The 19,613-nt window shown below is 71.7% G+C and carries 17 protein-coding genes; 8 read left to right on the plus strand and 9 right to left on the minus strand.

What is annotated here, in order from left to right; all coding sequences use genetic code 11:
• Position 1: 1 nt before the first annotated feature.
• Positions 2–2,158 carry a hypothetical protein gene (locus tag AB0I38_RS35500; RefSeq protein WP_358491634.1) on the plus strand — a complete coding sequence of 719 codons (2,157 nt, stop codon included), beginning with the start codon at positions 2–4 and terminating at the stop codon, positions 2,156–2,158.
• Here AB0I38_RS35500 and AB0I38_RS35505 read toward each other — a convergent pair.
• The 4 genes from AB0I38_RS35505 to AB0I38_RS35520 all read right to left on the minus strand — a co-directional run bounded on the left by AB0I38_RS35505 (position 2,130) and on the right by AB0I38_RS35520 (position 6,329).
• Complete coding sequence (locus tag AB0I38_RS35505) at positions 2,130–2,576, minus strand: DUF6789 family protein (protein ID WP_358491638.1); 447 nt, start codon at positions 2,574–2,576, stop codon at positions 2,130–2,132. The genes AB0I38_RS35500 and AB0I38_RS35505 overlap by 29 nt on opposite strands.
• 135 nt (positions 2,577–2,711) lie before the next feature.
• Positions 2,712–3,374, minus strand: coding sequence for a TetR/AcrR family transcriptional regulator (locus AB0I38_RS35510; protein WP_358491642.1), 663 nt, complete (start codon positions 3,372–3,374; stop codon positions 2,712–2,714).
• A gap of 51 nt (positions 3,375–3,425) precedes the next feature.
• Entirely contained in the window at positions 3,426–5,465 is a 2,040-nt protein-coding gene (locus AB0I38_RS35515; protein ID WP_358491646.1) for a bifunctional sugar phosphate isomerase/epimerase/4-hydroxyphenylpyruvate dioxygenase family protein, read from the minus strand.
• A 12-nt stretch (positions 5,466–5,477) separates the two neighbouring features.
• Positions 5,478–6,329, minus strand: coding sequence for a shikimate dehydrogenase (locus AB0I38_RS35520; RefSeq protein ID WP_358491649.1), 852 nt, complete (start codon positions 6,327–6,329; stop codon positions 5,478–5,480).
• A 281-nt stretch (positions 6,330–6,610) separates the two neighbouring features.
• Between AB0I38_RS35520 and AB0I38_RS35525 the strand changes: the two genes are divergently transcribed.
• Entirely contained in the window at positions 6,611–7,960 is a 1,350-nt protein-coding gene (locus AB0I38_RS35525) for an MFS transporter (RefSeq protein WP_358491655.1), read from the plus strand.
• A gap of 5 nt (positions 7,961–7,965) precedes the next feature.
• On the opposite strand, the gene AB0I38_RS35530 is transcribed toward AB0I38_RS35525, so the two are convergent.
• A complete protein-coding gene (locus AB0I38_RS35530) occupies positions 7,966–8,976 on the minus strand; it encodes a LacI family DNA-binding transcriptional regulator (RefSeq protein WP_358491659.1) in 1,011 nt (336 codons plus the stop codon).
• A gap of 190 nt (positions 8,977–9,166) precedes the next feature.
• Positions 9,167–10,009 carry an alpha/beta fold hydrolase gene (locus AB0I38_RS35535; RefSeq protein WP_358491665.1) on the minus strand — a complete coding sequence of 281 codons (843 nt, stop codon included), beginning with the start codon at positions 10,007–10,009 and terminating at the stop codon, positions 9,167–9,169.
• Positions 10,010–10,133: 124 nt separating this feature from the next.
• Between AB0I38_RS35535 and AB0I38_RS35540 the strand changes: the two genes are divergently transcribed.
• The gene (locus AB0I38_RS35540; protein WP_358491670.1) at positions 10,134–10,700 is read left to right on the plus strand and encodes a CGNR zinc finger domain-containing protein; all 567 of its coding nucleotides are present in this window, start codon (positions 10,134–10,136) and stop codon (positions 10,698–10,700) included.
• Between the two features lie 73 nt (positions 10,701–10,773).
• On the opposite strand, the gene AB0I38_RS35545 is transcribed toward AB0I38_RS35540, so the two are convergent.
• The gene (locus tag AB0I38_RS35545) at positions 10,774–12,957 is read right to left on the minus strand and encodes a lantibiotic dehydratase (protein ID WP_358491675.1); all 2,184 of its coding nucleotides are present in this window, start codon (positions 12,955–12,957) and stop codon (positions 10,774–10,776) included.
• 237 nt (positions 12,958–13,194) lie between these two features.
• Here AB0I38_RS35545 and efeU point away from each other — a divergent pair, with 237 nt between their 5' ends.
• From efeU to AB0I38_RS35570, 5 genes are all read left to right on the plus strand, one after another.
• Positions 13,195–14,034, plus strand: a complete 840-nt coding sequence (gene efeU, locus AB0I38_RS35550) for an iron uptake transporter permease EfeU (RefSeq protein ID WP_358491681.1) — start codon at positions 13,195–13,197, stop codon at positions 14,032–14,034.
• Between the two features lie 12 nt (positions 14,035–14,046).
• Positions 14,047–15,195: an iron uptake system protein EfeO gene (efeO, locus tag AB0I38_RS35555; protein ID WP_358491686.1), complete on the plus strand. Its 1,149-nt coding sequence runs from the start codon at positions 14,047–14,049 to the stop codon at positions 15,193–15,195.
• Between the two features lie 12 nt (positions 15,196–15,207).
• Positions 15,208–16,452, plus strand: a complete 1,245-nt coding sequence (gene efeB, locus AB0I38_RS35560; RefSeq protein ID WP_358491691.1) for an iron uptake transporter deferrochelatase/peroxidase subunit — start codon at positions 15,208–15,210, stop codon at positions 16,450–16,452.
• Between the two features lie 90 nt (positions 16,453–16,542).
• Positions 16,543–17,088 carry a LemA family protein gene (locus AB0I38_RS35565; protein ID WP_358491815.1) on the plus strand — a complete coding sequence of 182 codons (546 nt, stop codon included), beginning with the start codon at positions 16,543–16,545 and terminating at the stop codon, positions 17,086–17,088.
• The gene (locus AB0I38_RS35570; protein ID WP_358491694.1) at positions 17,088–18,407 is read left to right on the plus strand and encodes a DUF2207 family protein; all 1,320 of its coding nucleotides are present in this window, start codon (positions 17,088–17,090) and stop codon (positions 18,405–18,407) included. Before AB0I38_RS35565 ends, AB0I38_RS35570 begins: the two co-directional genes overlap by 1 nt.
• 56 nt (positions 18,408–18,463) lie before the next feature.
• Here AB0I38_RS35570 and AB0I38_RS35575 read toward each other — a convergent pair whose 3' ends face one another.
• The gene (locus AB0I38_RS35575; RefSeq protein WP_358491699.1) at positions 18,464–18,787 is read right to left on the minus strand and encodes a hypothetical protein; all 324 of its coding nucleotides are present in this window, start codon (positions 18,785–18,787) and stop codon (positions 18,464–18,466) included.
• Positions 18,788–18,973: 186 nt separating this feature from the next.
• Complete coding sequence (locus AB0I38_RS35580; RefSeq protein WP_358491703.1) at positions 18,974–19,588, minus strand: CGNR zinc finger domain-containing protein; 615 nt, start codon at positions 19,586–19,588, stop codon at positions 18,974–18,976.
• Positions 19,589–19,613 lie beyond the last annotated feature (25 nt).

The raw sequence follows: 19,613 nt of genomic DNA on the forward strand, positions 1-19,613 counted from the left end.
CATGTCCGCGAAGGCCACCGAACTGCGCATCCACGGGGTCGCGGGGGCGTCACCCGAGTCGGTCCTGTTCCCCGACCAGGTGCGCCCCCCGCGCGAGGGCGTGGTCGGCATCTACACGCCCGCGCGCCCCGACCCGGCCGAGCCGCCCTTCTTCCGGCGGGAGGCGTACGTGTGGGGCACGCTCACCTCGGGCAGCCCCTTCAGGGCGCTGTGGCTGTTGCTGCTGCCCTTCGCGCTGGCCAACATCGCGTTCTACATGACGCCCCGGGCCGACCAGACGGGCCGGCCGGCCAAAACGGTCCGGCTCGTGGTCGAGGCGGGGCACCGGCTCTTCGCGCTCTGCCTCACGGGCGCGGTCGTGCTCGCCCTCGTCGGCGTCTCGATGGACGTCGTCGGCTGGCAGTCGGCGAGGCCGGACGGAGGCTCCACGCTGACGGTGATCGACTGGCTGATGCGGGCGGGGAGCGGCGACCACGCCCAGCGGATCGCGCTCGCCTCCCTGGTGCCCGCGCTCGCCCTCGTGGTGATGTGGCTGATCGCCCAGGTGACCTGGAGGCGCACCGACCGCTGCTCGTTCGAGCGTGACAAGTCCCGCGATGACACGGACGCGCTCCCGCTGGCGCGCCGCCGGATGTGGAACGGCGGCCACCCGGTGGGCCGGCTGCGCTCCATCCACGTGGCGGCCGGCTTCGCGCTGATCGCGCTCGCGCTGGCCGCCCCCTTCTTCCCGGAGTTCCGGGTCGCCGCTCTCGCCGTGCTGGTCGTCGCCGTCGTGCTGACCTGCGTGCCGCACGTCGCCACCAGGTACGCCCCGAACGCCGAACCGTCCTGGTCGCGCGTGCTCAACCTGTTCTGCCTGGCCCTGCTGCTCCTCGGCCTCGCCCTGTACGTCGTCGTGTTCGCCGCGGCGCTGACCGCCGAACGCCCCGGCCCCGGCGCCTCCGGACTGCCCGGCTTTCCTCACCTGCTGGTCTGGCTGTTCGGCGTCCAGATGGCCGCGCTGACCGCCGTCGCCGCCGGAACGTTCTTCCTGGCCAGGCGGGCCGCCCGGGAGAACGAGCCCGCGCTCGCGTACGGCAGGGTGCTGGGCGGGTTCGGCGGGCCGGTGGTGCTCATGCTGTCGTGGGCGCTGGCCAAGGCGTTCTCCGTCGGGCTGGCCTTCACCGTCGCGGAGGTCATGGGCACGCCGTCCTACCCGGGCGCCGCCGGGGGCGGCATCGTGTTGCCGATGCCGTACTGGTGGGCGGCGCCGGCCGGGCTGCTGGCCCTCGCCGCGGTGGCAGCGGTGACCGTGCTCCTCGCGCTGCGGTGCCGGCGGGTGTCGGCCGGCCTGCGCGACGGGGTCGCGGACCCACGCGACCGCAGGGCCCTGACGGCCGCGACGCTGACGGACAGCGTCGACACCGTCCTCGTCGCGCTGGCGGCCGTCGCGTTCGCCGCCGCCGCCACGATCGGGGTCGTCCTCGCCATCGGGCCCACGACCGTGCCGCCCGGCCCGCTGGTGCCGGTCGGGGTCTTCCTGCTCATCGTCTTCGCCGTCGTGCTCGTCCTGCTGGGCTGGCGGGCGTACGGCAACGCCACACTGCGCAGAACCGTGGGCGTGCTGTGGGACGTCACGACCTTCTGGCCGCGGGCCAGCCACCCGCTCGCTCCCCCCTGCTACGCCGAACGGGTCGTCCCGGAGCTGGTGACGTACGTGGAGCAACTGGTCGCCGGTCCGGACGACCGCGTCGTCATCTCGGGTCACAGTCAGGGCAGCGTCATCGCCACGGTCGTCGTGATGCAGCTCGACCCCGCCAGGAGGCCACGCGTCCGCCTGCTCACGCACGGCTCGCCACTGTGCCGCCTGTACGCGCGGTTCTTCCCCGGTTACTTCGGCCCGGCCGCGCTGGGGGCGCTCCGCGACCTCATGCCGAACGGCCGGTGGAGCAACCTCTACCGGCTGACCGATCCCATCGGCGGCCCGGTGCTCCACCGGCCGGGGCCCGGCGCCCCGCCCGGCCCCGAGGACCTCGACCAGCGTCTCGACGATCCCGTGCGGGGCGACGCCGACAGGGTGCTGCGCCGCCACTCCGACTACTACCTCGACGACGCCTACGCCGCCGCCCTCGGCCGGTGGGCCCACCCGGTCACTTCTTCGGCTGGTCCAGGCGGTTGAGCGCGCAGGCCAGGGCGGTGCCGTACACGACATGACCGGCGGCCATCACGATCGGACGGCCGGGCCGGTCGCGGTGGATCGGCGGCAGGACGGTCATCTTGGGCACCCAGCCCGCGTAGCTCACCACCCAGATCATCAGGCCGTAGGCGATGCCCGCCGGCACCCGGGCGCGACGGCGGCGGGCCATCAGCCCGAACAGCGCACCCGAGCCGATCCCGAAACCGAAGTGGGCGACGGCGGCCAGCGCCCCCTCGCCCGGTTTGCGCTTGCGTTCGCTGCCCGGCAGGAAGGATCGGACGATGTGCTTGGGCGGCTGACCGCCCATGAGCCCGGCGCGCTCCCCGGCGACCATCACGGCGCTCATCACCGCCGTGGCCAGCGCCCCGCTCGCGGCCCCTTTGACAAGATTTCGCATCATCAGGATCGGCTGCCCTTCGGACCGGCCGGGAAACCGCAGGCCAGCGGAACGATCTTCAGGCGGCGACGGCGGCGGACCCGGAGATCGCCCTCGGGCGTGGCGTCAGGGGGTGCCGGCTGTCAGGGGGGCCGGCTGTCAGGGGGTGCCGGCGCCTCGCAGGTAGGCCACGACCATCTCACCGACCATGGCGCGCAGCCGCGCCCGGTGCTCCGGCGCCGTCATGTCGCGGCCGAACAGCGCGCCGAACGTGTGCTGGTTGGCGACCCGGAAGTAGCAGAACGCGCTGATCATGATGTGCACGTCGACCGCGTCGGCCTCGGTGACGAAGTCGCCGCTCCGGCGGCCCGCCTCCAGGATGCGCGAGATGACGTCAAGCACCGGGGTGCCCAGGTTGGCCAGTGCCTCGGACTTGCGGATGTGCTCGGCCTCATGGATGTTCTCGATCGCGACGAGCTTGATGAAGTCGGGATGGGCCTCGTGGTGGTCGAACGTCAGCTCCGCCAGTGTGCGGATCGCCTCGACGGGCGCCAGGTGCTCCACGTCGAGGGTGCGCTCGACCTCGCGCACCTCGGAGTAGGCATTCTCCAGGGCCGCGATGTAGAGCCGTTCCTTGCTGCCGAAGTAGTAGTAGATCATGCGCTTGGTGGTGCGCGTCAGCTCCGCGATCTCGTCGACCCTCGCTCCGGCGTAGCCCGCCCGGGCGAACTCCCGCTGGGCCACCTCGAGGATCTCGGCCCTGGTGCGGTCGGCGTCACGCCGGCGCTCTCCCGCGGCTGGGCTGGCGGGCTGCGAGGTCATGGGGCTCCACGAAGCTGTCGGACCGGTCCGCCCTATCCTAAGGTCGCGGGCTCACCCACGAGTTCCGGCATGCTGTACGGCCAGCCGCACGGGCGCGTTGCCGGCGCCGTAGCCTCGGTAGCCACCCAGCCGCTGGACCAGCTCGAAGAAGACCCGCCCCACCGTGATCGTGTAGAGGTGCAGGAACTCCCCGTGCTCGTCCCGGTCGTACAACAGCCCGAGCTCCCTCAGCTCCGGCGGCACGTCGTGCCGGGCCTCCAGGTCGTCGTAGTAGTTGCCCGGGATCGGCAGCAGCAGGTCCGGACGGGCCTCGCGCAGCCCGCGCGCCGTGGTCACGAGGTCGTCGCAGGCCAGCGCGATGTGCTGCCACGGCACGTGCTGCCCGCCGACCTGCGCGATGTTGAGCACCATTCGCACCGAGCCGTCGTCGCTGGCCATCGCCTTGCTGCGCAGCAGGCCGTACGGGTCGGGCAGTTCGAGGCTCGGCAGCGGGCGCAGCCCCAGCACGCCTCGGTAGAACAAGGCGGCCTCGTCGAAGTGGTGCAACGGCTGGGTGAGCGCCACGTGGTCGATGTGCGAGACGGGCCCGCCGACCGGCTCACGCGGCCCGAAGTCCCCCACCCAGCTCGCCCTCGTCAAGTCGCCCAACAGACCGCCTTGATCGGCTCGATCCGGCAGACCAGATAGGTCCGGCAGACCAGATAGGTCTGATAGACCAGATAGGTCCGATAGACCAGATAGGTCCGATAGGCCGGGTCGGTCCGGTGGGCCGGGTCGGTCCGTGTGGCAGAAGAAGAGCCTGGTGCCGTCGGGCGCGGCGATGGCGTCGAGCGCCGCCTCGTCCGGTCCACGCTCGCGCGGCAGCACGGGTGCGAGCAGCGACCTGGCGCGCGCGGCCGAGCCCGCCGGATCGGGACTCTCCAACCCGAGAGCCGCAAGCGCGGGCGCCACCCGCGTGGACTCCGGCGCTGAAGCCACGGGCTCCGAGTCGGACTGCGGGCCGGAAGCCGCGCGCTCCGGGGCGGAGTCCGTGCCGGTGGCATTGAGGAGGATCCGGGCCTCGCGCTGTTCCCACAGCTCCACCGGCTTGGCGGTGTGCCTGCCGGTGCGCGCGAAGCCGAGCGCGGCGAGGAGGTCACGCAGCCGGTCGCCGTCGGAGTCACCCGGCCTGGATACGGAGGCGGTCAGCCCCGGCTCGGGGGCGGTCAGCCCGGATGCGGAGGCGGTCAGCTCGGCGAAGGCGAAGCCGGTGGGGATGACGGGAGGCGGGATCTGGGGAGCCAGGCCGACCGCCTCCTCCAGGGCGAGCAGCGAGCGCATCGCGTCCCTGGCCGTACGGCCGGTGTCAGCCTGGCGGAAGACGTCGTTGAACACCTCCAGCGACAGCGGCCCGTCGTAGCCGGCCTTGAGCACGTGGGTCACCAGCCCGGCCAGGTCGAACCCGCCCTGGCCGGGGAAGCAGCGGTAGTGGCGGCTCCACTGCAGCACGTCCATCGCCAGCCGGGGCGCGTCGGCGAGCTGGAGGAAGAAGATCTTGTCTCCGGGGATCGCCTCGATGCCGATCGGGTCGGACCCGCGCGACAGGATGTGGAAGCTGTCGAGGCAGGTGCCGAGGTTGGGGTGGCCGGCGAGCTGGACGATGCGCCAGGCGTGCAGGTAGTCGCTGACGTGCCGGCCCCATGCCAGGGCCTCGTACGCGATCCGGATCCCGTGCCGGGCGGCCCGGTCGGCGAGCAGGTGGAGCTGCTCGGCGGCCAGGTCGTCGTCGCCGATGCCGTCGGGCGAGACGCTGGAGCAGACGAGCAGCAGGTCGGCGCCGAGCCGCCGCATGAGGTCGAACTTGCGCTCGGCCCGGCGCAGGTTGGCGGCCAGCACCTCGGCGGGCACCGCCTCGAAGTCGCGCAGCGGCTGGTAGAGGTCGATGCCCAGCCCCAGGTCTGCGGCCCGTGCGCGGACCTGCTCGGGCGACAGCGGGCTGGCGACGAGGTCGTTCTCGAAGATCTCCACACCGTCGAAGCCGGCGGCCGCGATCGCGTCCAGCTTCTCGGCCAGGGTGCCGCTCACCGAGACCGTGGCGATGGACTTGCGCATGCCGTGCTCCTGTCAGGCGGTGACGAGGTCGGTCAGGTGGGTCAGCATCCGGGCGGCGTCGGGCTCCTTGCCGGTGAAGAGGCGGAAGGAGTGGGCCGCCTGTGACATGGCCATCCCACCCCCGTTCAGGGTCCGGCAGCCGATCGCCCGCGCCGTCCGCAGCAGCTCGGTCTCCAGCGGCAGGTAGACGATGTCGGCCACCCAGAGCCCGGGGTGCAGCAGCTCGGCGGGCAGCGCGAGCCCGGGGTGGTGGGCCATGCCGGTGGGCGTCGCGTGCACCAGGCCGTCGGCCGTGGCGAGTCCGGCCTGGTCGGCGCGGTCGGCGGCGCGGGCTCGGCCGGTCCCGAACCGGCGTTCCAGCTCGGCGGCCAGCGAGCCGGCCCTGGCGGGGTCGGCGTCGACGACGGTCAACCGGCCGGCTCCGTGCGTGAGCAGCGCGTGGGCGACCGCGGCGCCCGCGCCTCCCGCGCCGAGTTGCACGACCTCCCGGGTGGGCGCGTCGGGCAGGTCGCGGGCGAAGGACTCGGCGAAGCCGGTCCAGTCGGTGTTGTGCCCGATGGCCCGGTCGCCGTCGAAGACGATGGTGTTGACCGCGCCGAGGACCGCCGCGTCCTCCGACAGGCCGTCGAGGTGCGGGATGACGGTCTGCTTGGCGGGATGGGTGATGTTCAGCCCGTCGTAGCCGAGTCGCCTGGCCGTACGGACCAGGTCTCCCACGTCGTCGGCGGTGAGCCCGAGGACGGCGAGGTCGATCAGCCGGTAGGTGTAGTGCAGGCCGTGGAAGCGTGCCTCGCGCTCGTGCAGGGCAGGGCTGAGAGAGGCGCCGATGCCGGCGCCGATCAGCCCGATCAGATAGGAGGTCATCCACCCTCGCCTCAATGTACGAACTAGTGAGTTAGTCATATCTCATCCCGGGCCAGGAGGAAAGGGGCGGCTTCTTCCCGGCTTCCCTCTGGTTCTCCGCTGGTTCTCCGTCCCGGCTCTTGACAGGTGAAATGAGTCACTGCAGCATCAGCAATTAACTATCTAGTTCGTAACTCGCCGGAAATCTCTGGAAGGCGGACTCGCGTGGCGGGAGCCCCGGCCTCTCACGACGCGCGCCGGGGGGCAGCCGACCACCTCCATCGAAGCCGCAAGGAGCACTCGTGACCGATCGATCACCCGGCGACCAGCAGGGCACGCCGCGCAAGGCGGCACTCGCCGCCTGGATCGGCAGCGCGCTGGAGTACTACGACTTCTTCATCTACGGCAGTGCGGCGGCCCTGATCTTCTCGAAGGTGTTCTTCGACGATTCGGACCCCGCCACCGCCACTCTCCAGTCGCTGGCCAGCTTCGGTGTGGCCTACGCGGCCAGGCCGGTCGGCGCCTTCATCCTCGGGCACGTCGGCGACAGGTTCGGCCGCAAGAAGATCATGGTCTTCACGCTGATGCTGATGGGCGTCTCGACCTTCCTCATCGGCTGCCTGCCGACCCGCGACCAGATCGGCGGCCTGGCCCCGGTGCTGCTGGTGCTGCTGCGCGTGCTGCAGGGGCTGTCGGCGGCCGGCGAGCAGGCCAGCGCCAACTCCATGACGCTGGAGCACTCCCCCGCTCACCGGCGCGGCTACTACACCAGCTTCACGCTCAACGGCACGCAGTTCGGCCAGATCCTGGCCACCTTCGCGTTCATCCCGGTCGCCGCCCTGCCGGAGGAGCAGTTGCTCAGCTGGGGCTGGCGGGTGCCGTTCTGGCTCAGCGTGGCCGTCGCGGTCGCCGGCTGGATCATCCGCCGCAAGCTGGACGAGACCCCCGCCTTCGAGCGTGAGGTGGCCGAGGGCACCGTGCCGAAGATGCCGCTCTCCCTGCTCTTCCGCGATCACTGGGCGAGCGTGCTGCGCGTCGTCTGCGCGGCCCTGATCGCCACGGTCAGCACGATCTTCACCGTCTGGGCGCTCAACTACGCCACCAGCGACGCGATCGGGCTCGACAAGGCCACCATGCTGTGGGTCGGCGTCGCCGCCAACGGCGTGGCCCTCGTGACGATCCCGCTCTGGGCGAAGCTGTCGGACCGGATCGGCCGCCGGCCCGTCTTCCTGATCGGCGCCATCGGCAGCCCGATCATGATCTTCGTCTACCTGGCGGCGATCAACTCCAAGAGCTACCCGCTGATCTTCCTGGTCGGCATCCTGACGCTCGGCGTCGTCTACAGCGCCTCCAACGGCATCTGGCCGTCGTTGTACGGCGAGATGTTCACCACCAGGGTGCGTCTGTCGGGCATGGCGATCGGCACCCAGATCGGCTTCGCCATCGCGGGGTTCGCGGTGGCCTCGGCCGCCGGGATCGTCTCGCCGTCAGGCTGGCTCGGCCTGCAGGGCTGGACCGGGGTGGCCATCTTCACCGGCATCCTCTGCGCGATCAGCGCGGTCGCGGTCCTGACGGCCAAGGAGACCGCCCACGTGCCGACCGAGGAACTCGGCCGCAAGCCCGCCGGCGACGGCGTCTCCACTCCCGCCTGAGCCGCTCACCCGGGTGGGGCCGTGCTCTCACGGACGATCAGCTCCGTGGCCAGCTCCACCCGGCGGCTCTCCGGCACCTCGCCGCGCCCCATGCCCAGCACCGTGCGGGTGGCCAGCGCGGCCATCTCCTGCAGCGGCTGGCGCACCGTGGTCAGCGGCGGCCAGGCCGACTTGGCCAGCGGCAGGTCGTCGAATCCCACCACGCTGAGATCCTCGGGCACCCGCAGGCCGCGCTGGCGCGCCGCCTCGAAGACGCCGAACGCCTGCAGGTCGCTGCCCGCGAAGATGGCCGTGGGCGGGTCGTCGAGTGAGAGCAGCGCGTGGCCCTCGTCGTGGCCCGAGTCGACCAGGAAGGTGCCGCGCCGGATCAGCTCGGGCGCGGGCGGCCTTCCGGCGGTCTCCAGGGCCGCCCGGTAGCCGTCGATCCGGGCCTGACTGCACAGCATGTCGGCGGGGCCGCTGATCATCCCGATCCGCTGATGGCCCAGCTCGACCAGGTGGCGGGTGGCGGCCAGCCCGCCGTTCCAGTTGGTGGCGCCCACCGAGACGACGCCGGGCGCGGGCTCGCCCTCCGGATCGACCACGACGAACGGCAGCGACCGGGCGCTGAGCTGCGACTGCACTCCGGCCGACAGACGTGAGGCGACGATCACCACGCCATCGGTGCGGCGCGCGGCCAGGCGCTCCAGCCAGTCGCGGCCGGGGCCCGCGTGCGTGTGCAGCACGGAGATCACCAGGCTGGCCCCCGCCTCGTAGGCCACGGTCTCGGCGCCGCGCACGATCTCCATCGCCCAGGGCGACTCGACCTCGGCGAAGACCAGGTCGACCAGCCCGGCCGGGGCGTCGCCCTGGCTGGCCCGCCGCTGGTAACCGTGCTCGCGCAGCAAGCGCTCGATTCGGTGCCGGGTCGCGGGCGCGACCTCGGGGCGGCCGTTGACGACCTTGGAAACCGTGGGGATCGAGACCCCGGCCTCCTCGGCTATCAGGGCGATCGTCACCCGCCTCTTCGCTGGCATGGTCGGGAGTGTACCGAAACTTTCGGACCGGAAACGCTGCCAATCCCGTTGTCGAACACGTGGCACGCTGGTCGCGTCTGCTCCTGGCAGCGAAAGTATCGGGGAGTCCACGAAACTCTTGGCCTGAGGAGAGCCCTCAGGGCGTTGCCCGCCGCGAACAGCAGGGCCGGCCCAGCGTCGGGCGACCTGCTCACCGCGCGTCCCAGACCCGGTCCAGGAAACCGGCGATGAGCGGGGCGATCTCCGGCAGGTGGGTTTCGAGGGCGAAGTGACCGGTGCCGAACAGGTGGAGTTCGGCGTCCGGGACGTCGCGCAGGTAGGCGCGAGCGCCGGGCTCGGGGAAGAACGGGTCACCGACGCCCCACGTGATGAGAGTGGGCGGGGTGTGCTCACGCAGCCACGCCTGCCAGCGGTCGTACCGCTCAACGTTGGAGTGATAGTCGAACGCCAGCGCCACCTGCGCCTGCCTGCGGCCGGGCAGATCGAGGAAGTGCTGGTCGAGCGTCCAACCGTCCGGAGCGATCAGGGTGAGGTCGGCGACGCCGAGCTCGTACTGTCCGCGCGTGCCCTCCGGGGTGAGCAGACCTCGGATCGTCTCCTCGGCGCCGGGCGTCTCCGGGCGCAGCGCGATGAAGTCGCGGGCGCCGTCCGACAAACCCTCGACGTAGGCGTTTCCGTTCTGTACGACCAGGCCCGCGATCCACTCAGGGTGCCGTTCGGCGAGGCGGAAGCCGACCGGTGCGCCGAAATCGAACATGTACATCACGAACCTGGTCAGGCCGAGCCCCCGCACGAAGCCCGCGGTGATGTCGGCGAGCCGGTCGAAGGAGTAGGTGAAGTGGGCCGGGGCCTCGGTGCGGCCGAAGCCGGGGTAATCGGGAGCGATCAGCCGGTAGCGCGTGCCGAGCCCGTCGATGAGGCGGCGGAACTGGTGTGAGGCCGAGGGGAAGCCGTGCAACAGCAGCAGCACCGGCGCGTCCTCCCGCTCCGGCAGCGACTCTCGGTAGAAGACGCGGACGCCCTCGACCTCCACGTGGCGGTGGGCAGTGCGGGGTATCGGGGAGGCGGCCATCACTAATGCCTTTCATGGAGATTATTGCATTACGTATAGTGATTTCCCGCCTAACATGTCAACCCCGCGTTGTAGCATTAGGAGTGTGAAGGATCTCGTTCCTCTGACCGGGGAACCCCTGGCCCTGGATCTCCTCAACACCCGTTCGGCCGCCGATGACGCGCTGGACACCCCCCACGGCCTGCGCACCTGGCTGGAACTCCAGGCCGACCGGTTCCCCGAGGCCCGGGATCTCTTCGCCGCCGAGCTCAACGACGCCGACCTGGCCGCCGTGCACGACCTACGCGACCGCACCGCACGCGTCCTCGACCACGTCCGTCGTGGCGAGCAGCCCTCGACGGACGACCTGGAGGCTCTCAACCGGGCCCAGCGCGCCGCACCGCCCATCGCCGAGCTCGCCTGGGACGGCGGAGCGGTGACCGCGACCCGCCGCCGCACCGGCCCGCCCGGAACCCTCCTGATGGCGTGGTTGGCCGAGGCGGTGGCCGAGCTGCTGGCGGACCCGGCAGTCTCCATGGTCCGCCAGTGCGCGGCCGACGACTGCGTGCTGCTGTTCCTGCCCGCCCACCCGCGCCGCCGCTGGTGCTCGGCCGCCCGCTGCGGCAACCGCGTCCGCGTCGCCCGCCACTACCAACGCCACAAGCCGGCCTGAGCCCACTTCAGGCGAGGCGACCTCCGACAGCCGCTGTCCGACGGCTGACCGGGAGTTCGGCGGCCATCGACGCTCAACCGGCCGAGATGTCCAGCGTGTATTCGGTCACCCGCTGCCCGTGCGGGCCGTATGAGGGCGCGGCGGCCGGGTCCGGCAGGGCCTCCTCCAGCACGACCGGTCCGCCCCGGCGGGCGGCGGCCCTGGCCAGCGACAACAGCAGGAAGTGGTCGGTCACGTCCACGTAGAACGGCCTGCGGAGCGAGCCGGGGCGGGCACCGGCCAGGCGGGCGAAGAAGCGGTGCGGCAGCCGGTGCCGCTCCAGCCACCGGGCCGTCCGCGTCAGGTAGGCGGCGTCCGGCTCGCCGGCGACCGGGACGGGCAGGTCGGCCGCGCTCATCCGCCAGCCGGCGCGGACCAGCACGACCCGCCCCACCCGCAGCCGCGGCCAGGCGTGCGGCTCCTCCGCGCTCCCGCCGATCTCCCACGGGTCGGGCAGGGCGACGCACGGCTCGCCGAAGACACGGACCAGGAACGACCAGGCGGGCGGCAGCGTCGCCTCGGGCGCCAGCCCCAGGTGGGCGGGCCGCACCGGATTGCCGTCACCGTCGGACAGCAGCAGGCGCAGGCTGCCCGGATCGTAGGAGACGTGCAGGTCGGCCACCGGCGGGCCCGGCCAGCCGGTGACGGTGAACGGGTAGTCGACGGTGACGCCCGAGGAGGGCCGCAGGTTGAGGTGGGCGCCGAAGCCGCCCAGGCACTCGGCCACCGGCCGCGGCTCCACGGCAGGCGTGTCGGCGCCGGCGAGGGCCAGCAGGTGGCGGATCCGGCCGATGCCCCGGCCGTAGCCGGCGGTGACGGAGTCGAGCACGAACTCCGGTCCCGGCAGAAGGTGACCGTGGCAGGTGATGGAGCCGGGTGGACGGAGGTGTTTGGGCCAGGCGGCCGCCATCTTGTCCACCAGGTCGGGGGCGGCGACGATCGCGCCCCGCTCATCGGGCGACCCGCCGTACAGGATCTCGCAGGTCTCCCGGCGGAGTCTGGCGAGCTCGCGCACCGCCGGACCGGCCGGCACGGAGTCGCGGTCGACCAGGTGCGCGTCGTGATAGAAGCGGACGAACGGGACGGTGGCCCGCTCGCCGTGGCAGCGTACGAAGTGCTCGGCCAGCGCGAGCTTGACCGGCAGGTCGGGGTCGAACACGGCGGCCAGCCGGCGCACGGTGTCGAGGTCGCGCAGCACCGGCTCCCAGGCGGCACGTCCGCAGACGGCCACCGGCTCGGGCGACACCGCGGTCTCCAGCCGCACGTTCCTGACCGTGAGCTCGGTCTGGTCGCCGAGCCGGGCGAGCAGCCAGCCGGTCACGTCCCGGATCCGCTCGTACGGCGCCTGCTCCACCTCGCGAAGCGCGGTGGGCAGCCAGGGCCGGTCCGGCGAGTCGCCGGGCAGCACCTCCTCGACCCAGGCGGCCAGGTCGGCGAGCGGATCGAGGGACTGGTCGGCGAACGGCCGCCGGCGCTCCATCAGCCCGGCCGCCAGCAGCCGGGCCACCAGGCCGGGCGAGGCGGCGGCGCGTTCGAGCCCGCCGACCGTGGGATCGGACGTGTTGCGCACCCAGGACAGCAACCCGGCCAGCATGGGCTCGGCCGGCATGCGGACCGGCGTCTCCTCCGGGCCACTGCCCAGGAACCAGAGCCAGCCGTCCTCCTGCCGCAGGCTCGGATTGACCCGCACCCGCACGGCCTCGCGCAGGCCGGGGCGCGTCGCGAGCGCGTCCCAGATACGTCCCACCGTGGCGAGATCGGACTCGGGGACGACGCAACGGCGCAGCTCGTCGGATGTCGTCGCGGCCGGGGCGTCGCCGTCGTCGTCCCACCGGCCCAGGCCGCTGATCGTGGAGGGAGCGTCCGGGCTGGTCCTGGTGGCGAGGCGGGCCGCGTACCTGACCAGGCGGGCGAGCACGGCCCGCTCGGGCGGCTCGTCGGGCCGGGCGAGCCAGCCGTCCAACTCGGCGGAGAGCACGGGGTTCGCGGCGGCCAGCCCGCGCCGGAAGTCCTCGTCACAGGCCAGGAGACGCAGCGCCTCGGTCCGGCCGGCCGTCTCGGCGGCCAGCACCCGTGACAGCTCGGTGTCGGGCTCCTCTCCGTTGGCGACGAGCCCGTCGACCAGTTCCCAGGTGCGCGCGAACCTCAGCGCGTCCAGCTCGCCGACCGGTAGTCCCGCCACCCGCACGCCGAAGACCTCACCCACCCGATAGTCCATGGTGCTCCCCTTGTGTGGACTCCTGCTGTGTGGACTCCTGGCGACACCTTCCTTTCTCCCCCTGGCTGGGGGGAACGTCGCACCACGCGCCTTTACCTGATATGCGCGGTGAAATAGGTCCCCATAGACCGTCACCCGGGCATCCGTCCGCACGAGCCCATCCGGCACAGCCGCTTGCCATGCCGCCTTCGGACTGCCGTAATTTAGGCAAGGCTTACCTACTGGCAGGAGCGGCCCGTGTTAGCCAGCTATCTCATCGGACTCCGCGAAGGCCTGGAGGCGACGCTCGTCGTCTCCGTCCTCGTCGCGTTCCTCGTCAAGAGCGACCGCAAGGACAGGCTTCTCCATGTGTGGGTGGGAGTCGCGGCGGCCGTCGTGCTGTCCGTCGGGTTCGGCGCCCTGCTGACCTTCACCGCGGCCCAGCTCGACTTCACCAGCCAGGAGCTGTTCGAGGCCATCACCTCGCTGCTCGCCGTGGTGTTCGTCACCTGGATGATCTTCTGGATGCGCCGCACCGCCCGCGCGCTCTCCGGCGAACTGAGGGACCGGCTCGGCGACGCGCTCCAACTCGGCTCACTGGCCGTCGTCGTGATGGCCTTCCTGGCCGTGGCCCGCGAAGGGCTGGAGACGGCGCTGCTGTTCTTCGCCTCCGTCCAGGGCGCCACGGTCAACGCCCAGCCGCTGGTCGGCATCGGCCTCGGCCTGCTGACGGCCGTGGCGATCGGCTGGGGCCTCTACCGCAGCGCGCTGCGGATCAACCTGACGAGGTTCTTCACCTGGACGGGGCTGCTGCTGATCCTGGTGGCCGGCGGCATCTTCAAGTACGGGGTGCACGACCTGCAGGAGGCCGGCGTGCTGCCCGGCCTGAACACCCACGCGTTCGACATCAGCGCGGCGCTCCCGGCCGACTCCTGGTACGGGACGCTACTGTCCGGGATGTTCAACATCACGCCGCAGCCGAGCGTGCTGGAGGCCGCCACCTGGGCGCTCTACCTCGTTCCCACGCTGATCCTCTTCCTGCTCCCGCCACGCGCCCAGCGGGTCCCATCGCCCGAGTCCTCCCCCTCAGCAGTCTGAACAGGAGCAGCCATGTCCCCCTCCACTCTCCGGGGTCTCGGCCTGACATTCGGCATGCTGGCGCTCGCCGGCCTGACCGCCTGTGGCTCCGGCGATCCTGACCCGACCGGCCCCGCCGCCCAGGGCAAGCCCGGCAAGGTCTCCGTCGCCGCGTCCGACACCGCGTGCGAGGTGGCCGTCGCCGAGGTGGCGGCCGGCACCACCACGTTCGCGATCACCAACGGCGGCGCCAAGGTCACCGAGTTCTACGTGTACGCCCCGGGCGACCGGGTGATGGCCGAGGTGGAGAACATCGTGCCCGGCCTGACCCGTGAGCTCATCGCCGAGTTGCCGGCGGGCTCGTACGAGACGGCCTGCAAGCCCGGCATGGTGGGCAAGGGCATCCGCAACGCGCTCAAGGTGACGGGCGAGCACAAGCCGCTCACCGCCGACGCCAAGCTGGCCCAGGCGACCGCCGACTACCAGCGCTACGTGAAGTCCCAGAGCGACACGCTGCTGGTCAAGACCCAGGAGTTCGTCGACGCGGTCAAGGCGGGGAAGATCGAGGAGGCCAAGGCGCTCTTCCCGGTGGCCCGTACGTACTGGGAGCGGATCGAGCCGGTGGCGGAGATCTTCGGCGACCTCGACCCGGCCATCGACGCCCGCGAGGCCGACCTGGCCGAGGGCGAGGAGTGGACCGGCTTCCACAAGATCGAGAAGGATCTCTGGATCACCAAGGACATCAGCGAGGACGGCCCGATCGCCGACAAGCTGATCGCCGACGTCAAGACCATCGTGGACAAGGCGAACGCCACCGAGCTCACCCCGCTCAACCTCGCCAACGGCGCCAAGGAACTGCTCGACGAGGTCGCGACCGGGAAGATCACCGGCGAGGAGGACATCTGGTCGCACACCGACCTGTGGGACTTCGACGCCAACCTCGAAGGCTCCAAGGCCGCGGTCCAGGCCCTCCGTCCGGTGCTCGAAGAGCGGGCGCCCGACCTGGTCAAGACTCTGGACGAGGAGTTCGCCGCGGCCGAGGCCGCCCTCGGCGTCCACCAGAAGGGCGACGGCTGGCGACTGCACGACGAGCTGTCCAAGGCCGAGCTGAAGACGCTGTCGGACGCGATCAACGCGCTCGGCGAACCGATCAGCAAGATCGCTCCGATCGTCGCGAAGTAGCGGGAGGCAGCAATGGGCGAGCGCATGAGCCGCAGGAAGCTGTTCGGGCTGGGCGCGGCGGGGGCGGCGGTGCTGGGCGCCGGCGCGGTCGCCACGCGCGCGCTGGTCGACGAGCCGCCGCTCGCCCACGCGAGCTCGACCGCCGATCCCGTCCCGTTCTACGGCGAGCACCAGGCGGGCATCGTCACGCCCGCCCAGGACCGGCTGCACTTCGTCTCGTTCGACGTCACCACGGACAAGCGGGCCGAGCTGGTGGAGCTGCTGCAGGAGTGGACCGCCGCCGCGGCCAGGCTGACCCAGGGCAAGGAGGCGGGCGCCTACGGCGCGGTCGGCGGAGCCGCCGAGGCCGCGCCCGACGACACCGGCGAGGCGCTCGGCCTGCCCGCCTCCGGGCTGACGCTGACGGTCGGGTTCGGGGCGTCGCTGTTCGACGACAGGTACGGCCTGGCGGACAGGCGTCCGGCGGCCCTGGCCGACCTGCCGAAGTTCCCCGGCGAGCAGCTCGACCCCGAGATCTCCGGCGGCGACATCTGTGTGCAGGCGTGCGCCCACGATCCCCAGGTCGCCGTGCACGCCATCCGCAACCTGGCCAGGATCGGTTTCGGCAGGGTGTCGGTGAAGTGGTCTCAGCTCGGCTTCGGCCGCACCTCCTCCACCTCGCGCGCTCAGGCGACGCCGCGCAACCTGATGGGCTTCAAGGACGGCACCAACAACCTCAAACTTGAGGATTCCACGCTGCTGCGCGACCACCTCTGGGCCTCGGGCCACGACTGGATGGCGGGCGGCAGCTACCTGGTGACCAGGAAGATCCGCATGACGGTCGAGACCTGGGACCGCACCTCCCTCGCCGAGCAGGAGCAGATCTTCGGCAGGGACAAGGGCGAGGGCGCGCCGCTGGGGCTCAAGGCGGAGTTCGATCCGCTCGACTTCACCGCCAAGGGCCCGGACGGCGTGCCGTACATCAAGGACGACGCCCACATCCGGCTCGCCCACCCGACCAGCAACGGCGGCGCCCACCTGCTGCGGCGCGGCTACAACTTCGTGGACGGCTCCGACGGGCTGGGCCGCCTCGACGCCGGGCTGTTCTTCATCGCCTACCAGCGCGATCCGCGCACCCAGTTCGTGCCCGTGCAGATGCGCCTGGCCAAGGCCGACCCCCTCAACGAGTACATCAAGCACGTCTCCAGCGGCCTGTTCGCCTGCCCGCCCGGAGTCCGCGACGCGGGCGACCACTGGGGGCGCGCGCTGTTCGGCTGAAGATCGCCGAAAACGTCCGCCGTACAGCGGGCTGCAAGCCGCACCTGTTCAGATGAGCCCACTCACCCCCCAGTGGAGGCCGTCGTGATCATGGTTGTAGTCATCAGCGCTCTCGTTTTACTCGCCCTCGTCGGCGTCATCGCCGTCTACAACGGGCTCGTGCGCAGGCGCAACGCCGTGGACAACGCCTGGGCGCAGGTCGACGTGCAGCTCAAGCGCCGTCATGACCTGGTGCCCAACCTGGTGGAGACCGTACGCGGCTACGCGGGCCACGAGCGGCAGACCCTGGCCGCCGTCACCGCCGCCCGCACCCAGGCCGTCGGCGCGAGCACCCCCGCCGAGCAGGCGAACGCCGAGCACATGCTGACCGGCGCGCTGCGCGGCCTGCTCGCCGTCGTCGAGTCCTACCCCGACCTGAAGGCCAGCCGTAACTTCGCCGAACTGCAGGAGGAGCTGGCCACCACCGAGAACCGGATCGCCTACTCCCGGCAGTACTACAACGACGCCGTCCTCACCTACAACAACGCGATCCAGACCGTCCCGGCCAACCTCGTCGCGGGTCTCGGCGGGTTCGCGAGCCGCGACTACTTCCAGGCGCCGGGCGAGGAGCGCGGGCCGGCGCGGGTGCGGTTCTGATGCTGCTCTGGCCGGCCGCCGCCGCGGCCCTGGCTCTGTGGGCGCTGCTTCTGCTCGCCCTGGCGCTCGCCACCCGCACTCCTGACGCCGATCCGGTGCCGCCGACCAGCGTCTTCGCCGCCGAGCCGCCCGCCGTGGTCGACCTGATCACCGGCGGCTGGCGGCTGTGCGAGGAGGCCGCCGCGGCCACGCTGCTCGACCTCGCGGCCAGGGGCGCCGTCCAGATCGAGGAGATCGGTCCCGAGCTGTCCCTGGTACGGCTCCGCCAGGCCGACGGGCTGAACCCGTACGAGCGGCTCGTCCACGACCACGTCCGATCGCTCTCGCGGGACGGCGTCGTCGCCACCGGGGCGCTGGCCGAAGGCGCCCGCGACCTCAAGAGCTGGTGGAAGCGCTTCCGCAAGCAGGTCATCGCCGACGCGCGGCAGCGGGGCCTGTCGCAGCCCCGCTGGAGCCGGGCCCAGCTCGCGCTGCTGACGGCCGCCGCCGCCGTGCCCGCCGTAGTGATCGCCGTCGCCGTCACCCTGGCCGACCCCGAGCACGAGGGCGGGCTCGGGGCCGGCCTGCTCACCTTCCTCGGGCTGATGGTCCTGACGCGCCGGCTCAACCGCGAACGCGGCACCGAGCTGGGAGCCCAGGCGGCGGCGCACTGGCTGGGCGTCCGCGCCCACCTGGCCGCCGGTCGGTTCGCCGAGCAGCCCGCCGCGTCCGTCACCATCTGGGGCCGTCCGCTCGCCTACGCCGCCGCGCTCGGGCTCGCGCCCCACGCGGTGCGCAGCCTGCCGGTGAGCGTGCCCGCCGACGACCGGCGCGCCTGGTCCGACTACGGCGGCAGGTGGCACGCCGTCGAGGTGCGCTACCCGGCCCGCCTCATCTGGGGCCGCGAACCGCTGCACGTCGTGGGCAGGAGCCTGGTCGCGGGCTTCTTCCTGGGCTTCTGGACGTGGATCGGGCTGCTGATCCTCTCGGCGTTCGACCTGTGGCCGCGCGGGCTGGTGCAGCCCGGCGCCTTCGCCGTCGGCTTCGTGGTGGCCGCCGTCCCCACCGCCCGCGCGCTCCTCGGCGGCCACGGCTGGGCCGAAGGCCAGATCGTACGGCTGCGCAGGCAGCGGTCCGGCGGCAACGAGAACCAGCCGAAGTACGTCCACTGGTGCGCCATCGACGAGGGCACCGGCCGCGAGCTCAGGGCGTACGGGATGGCCGGGGAGCAGTGGGCGCTGCTGTCGGAGGGAGACGTGGTGCGCGTCAGGGTCGCGCGCGGAGTGGGCTGGATCGACACGACCGAGGTGTTGTCCCGGGCCGTTCGCGGCGACAGGTGACCACCCGTCGCCGCGATGAGGGCTCCGTCCCGACGCGAAGCAGGTCGGAGCCTCGATCAGGAGCTTCGCTCGATGTTCGGTTCGTAACCCTTGCGTGCGTTCGAGGGGCAGGTCGCGATGCTGTTGCTGGGCGGCACTGTGACGTTCAGCCAGCGCCCGTACGCGACGGTGTCGATCCCCCACGGGATGTCACATTTGAGCTTGGCGCGGAACTTCCCGGTGCCTACGCTGCAGGAGGCGTAACTCGACATGCTGCTGTTGTAAAAGTCGTAGCTACACGATGACGGAAGGGCCTGGGCAGGGTTTGACGCCCCCAGGACGACTGAGGCGGCGGCAGCCGCGACCAGAAAGCTCACCACACGAGCCGAGCGAATCTTCATGAACACTTCCCCCAAGAAGTAACCGTTCAATGCCGTCGACCACGCTACGAGATCAAGGTGGTCACCACAACGGGCAATAGCTGGCAAAGGATGACAATACCGTCGCCGATGACTGCATGGAATGTGACATTGCACTATTCGCCTCGCCGTACTCCGCATGACACCGCCGCTCCCCGGGACGCCCTCTCAGGGGGTGCGACGGGCACGAGATGCGGCGGCGTGGGCGCGGTTAGCGCAGCGGGTGGAGCAGAACTGGCGTCGTCCCGGCCGGCTGCGGTCCACGAAGGCGTCGCGGCAGGGCGTGGCCGCGCAGAGCCGTACCCGTGCCCAGTCGCCCTTGGCGGCTAGGTCCAGCAGCTCGCGGATCGCGCGCACGGCGAACCGTTCGGCGAGACCGGCGTCGCGGGCGGGAGCGAGGCGCAGCTCGGGCACGCCGTCCAGCTCCTCGACGGTCGCACGTACGGGCAACTCGGCGACCCACGACGCCAGGGCGCGCGCCCGCTCGCGCGGCTCGGCCGCCAGCACGGCCCGCAACCGGTCTCGCATCGCCCGCACCGCGACCAGGTCGTCCTCCCCCACCTCTTCGGCCGTCTCGAACCCGTCCGGCACATCCGACACGGCCGGGGCCTGCGCCGGCACGTCCGGCTCGCTCGGCCGCCCTGTCACCTGGTCCGCGATCAGTTCGTGACAGAAGCGGCGGAGGGCGGCGACGTCCGGCAGGCGTTCTGGCGAGTCGAGGTATTCGTCCCAGGTGTTGGCCAGGTCCAACGCCACCCATCCCGTTTCGGCCAGCTGGCGCATCGAGCCTCCCCTTGCTAACGTCAGG

This window comes from Nonomuraea cavernae (assembly GCF_040655715.1).
Classification (GTDB): Bacteria; Actinomycetota; Actinomycetes; order Streptosporangiales; family Streptosporangiaceae; genus Nonomuraea; species Nonomuraea cavernae_A.

Coding starts and splice junctions, on each gene's coding strand:
- AB0I38_RS35520 (WP_358491649.1), bottom strand. CDS start 6,329: ATGACCTCCTATCTGATCGGGCTGATCGGCGCCGGCATCGGCGCCTCT.
- AB0I38_RS35580 (WP_358491703.1), bottom strand. CDS start 19,588: ATGCGCCAGCTGGCCGAAACGGGATGGGTGGCGTTGGACCTGGCCAAC.
- AB0I38_RS35505 (WP_358491638.1), bottom strand. CDS start 2,576: ATGATGCGAAATCTTGTCAAAGGGGCCGCGAGCGGGGCGCTGGCCACG.
- AB0I38_RS35565 (WP_358491815.1), top strand. CDS start 16,543: ATGGTTGTAGTCATCAGCGCTCTCGTTTTACTCGCCCTCGTCGGCGTC.
- efeO (WP_358491686.1), top strand. CDS start 14,047: ATGTCCCCCTCCACTCTCCGGGGTCTCGGCCTGACATTCGGCATGCTG.
- AB0I38_RS35530 (WP_358491659.1), bottom strand. CDS start 8,976: ATGCCAGCGAAGAGGCGGGTGACGATCGCCCTGATAGCCGAGGAGGCC.
- AB0I38_RS35515 (WP_358491646.1), bottom strand. CDS start 5,465: ATGCGCAAGTCCATCGCCACGGTCTCGGTGAGCGGCACCCTGGCCGAG.
- AB0I38_RS35570 (WP_358491694.1), top strand. CDS start 17,088: ATGCTGCTCTGGCCGGCCGCCGCCGCGGCCCTGGCTCTGTGGGCGCTG.
- efeB (WP_358491691.1), top strand. CDS start 15,208: ATGGGCGAGCGCATGAGCCGCAGGAAGCTGTTCGGGCTGGGCGCGGCG.
- AB0I38_RS35545 (WP_358491675.1), bottom strand. CDS start 12,957: ATGGACTATCGGGTGGGTGAGGTCTTCGGCGTGCGGGTGGCGGGACTA.
- AB0I38_RS35500 (WP_358491634.1), top strand. CDS start 2: ATGTCCGCGAAGGCCACCGAACTGCGCATCCACGGGGTCGCGGGGGCG.
- AB0I38_RS35510 (WP_358491642.1), bottom strand. CDS start 3,374: ATGACCTCGCAGCCCGCCAGCCCAGCCGCGGGAGAGCGCCGGCGTGAC.
- AB0I38_RS35575 (WP_358491699.1), bottom strand. CDS start 18,787: ATGAAGATTCGCTCGGCTCGTGTGGTGAGCTTTCTGGTCGCGGCTGCC.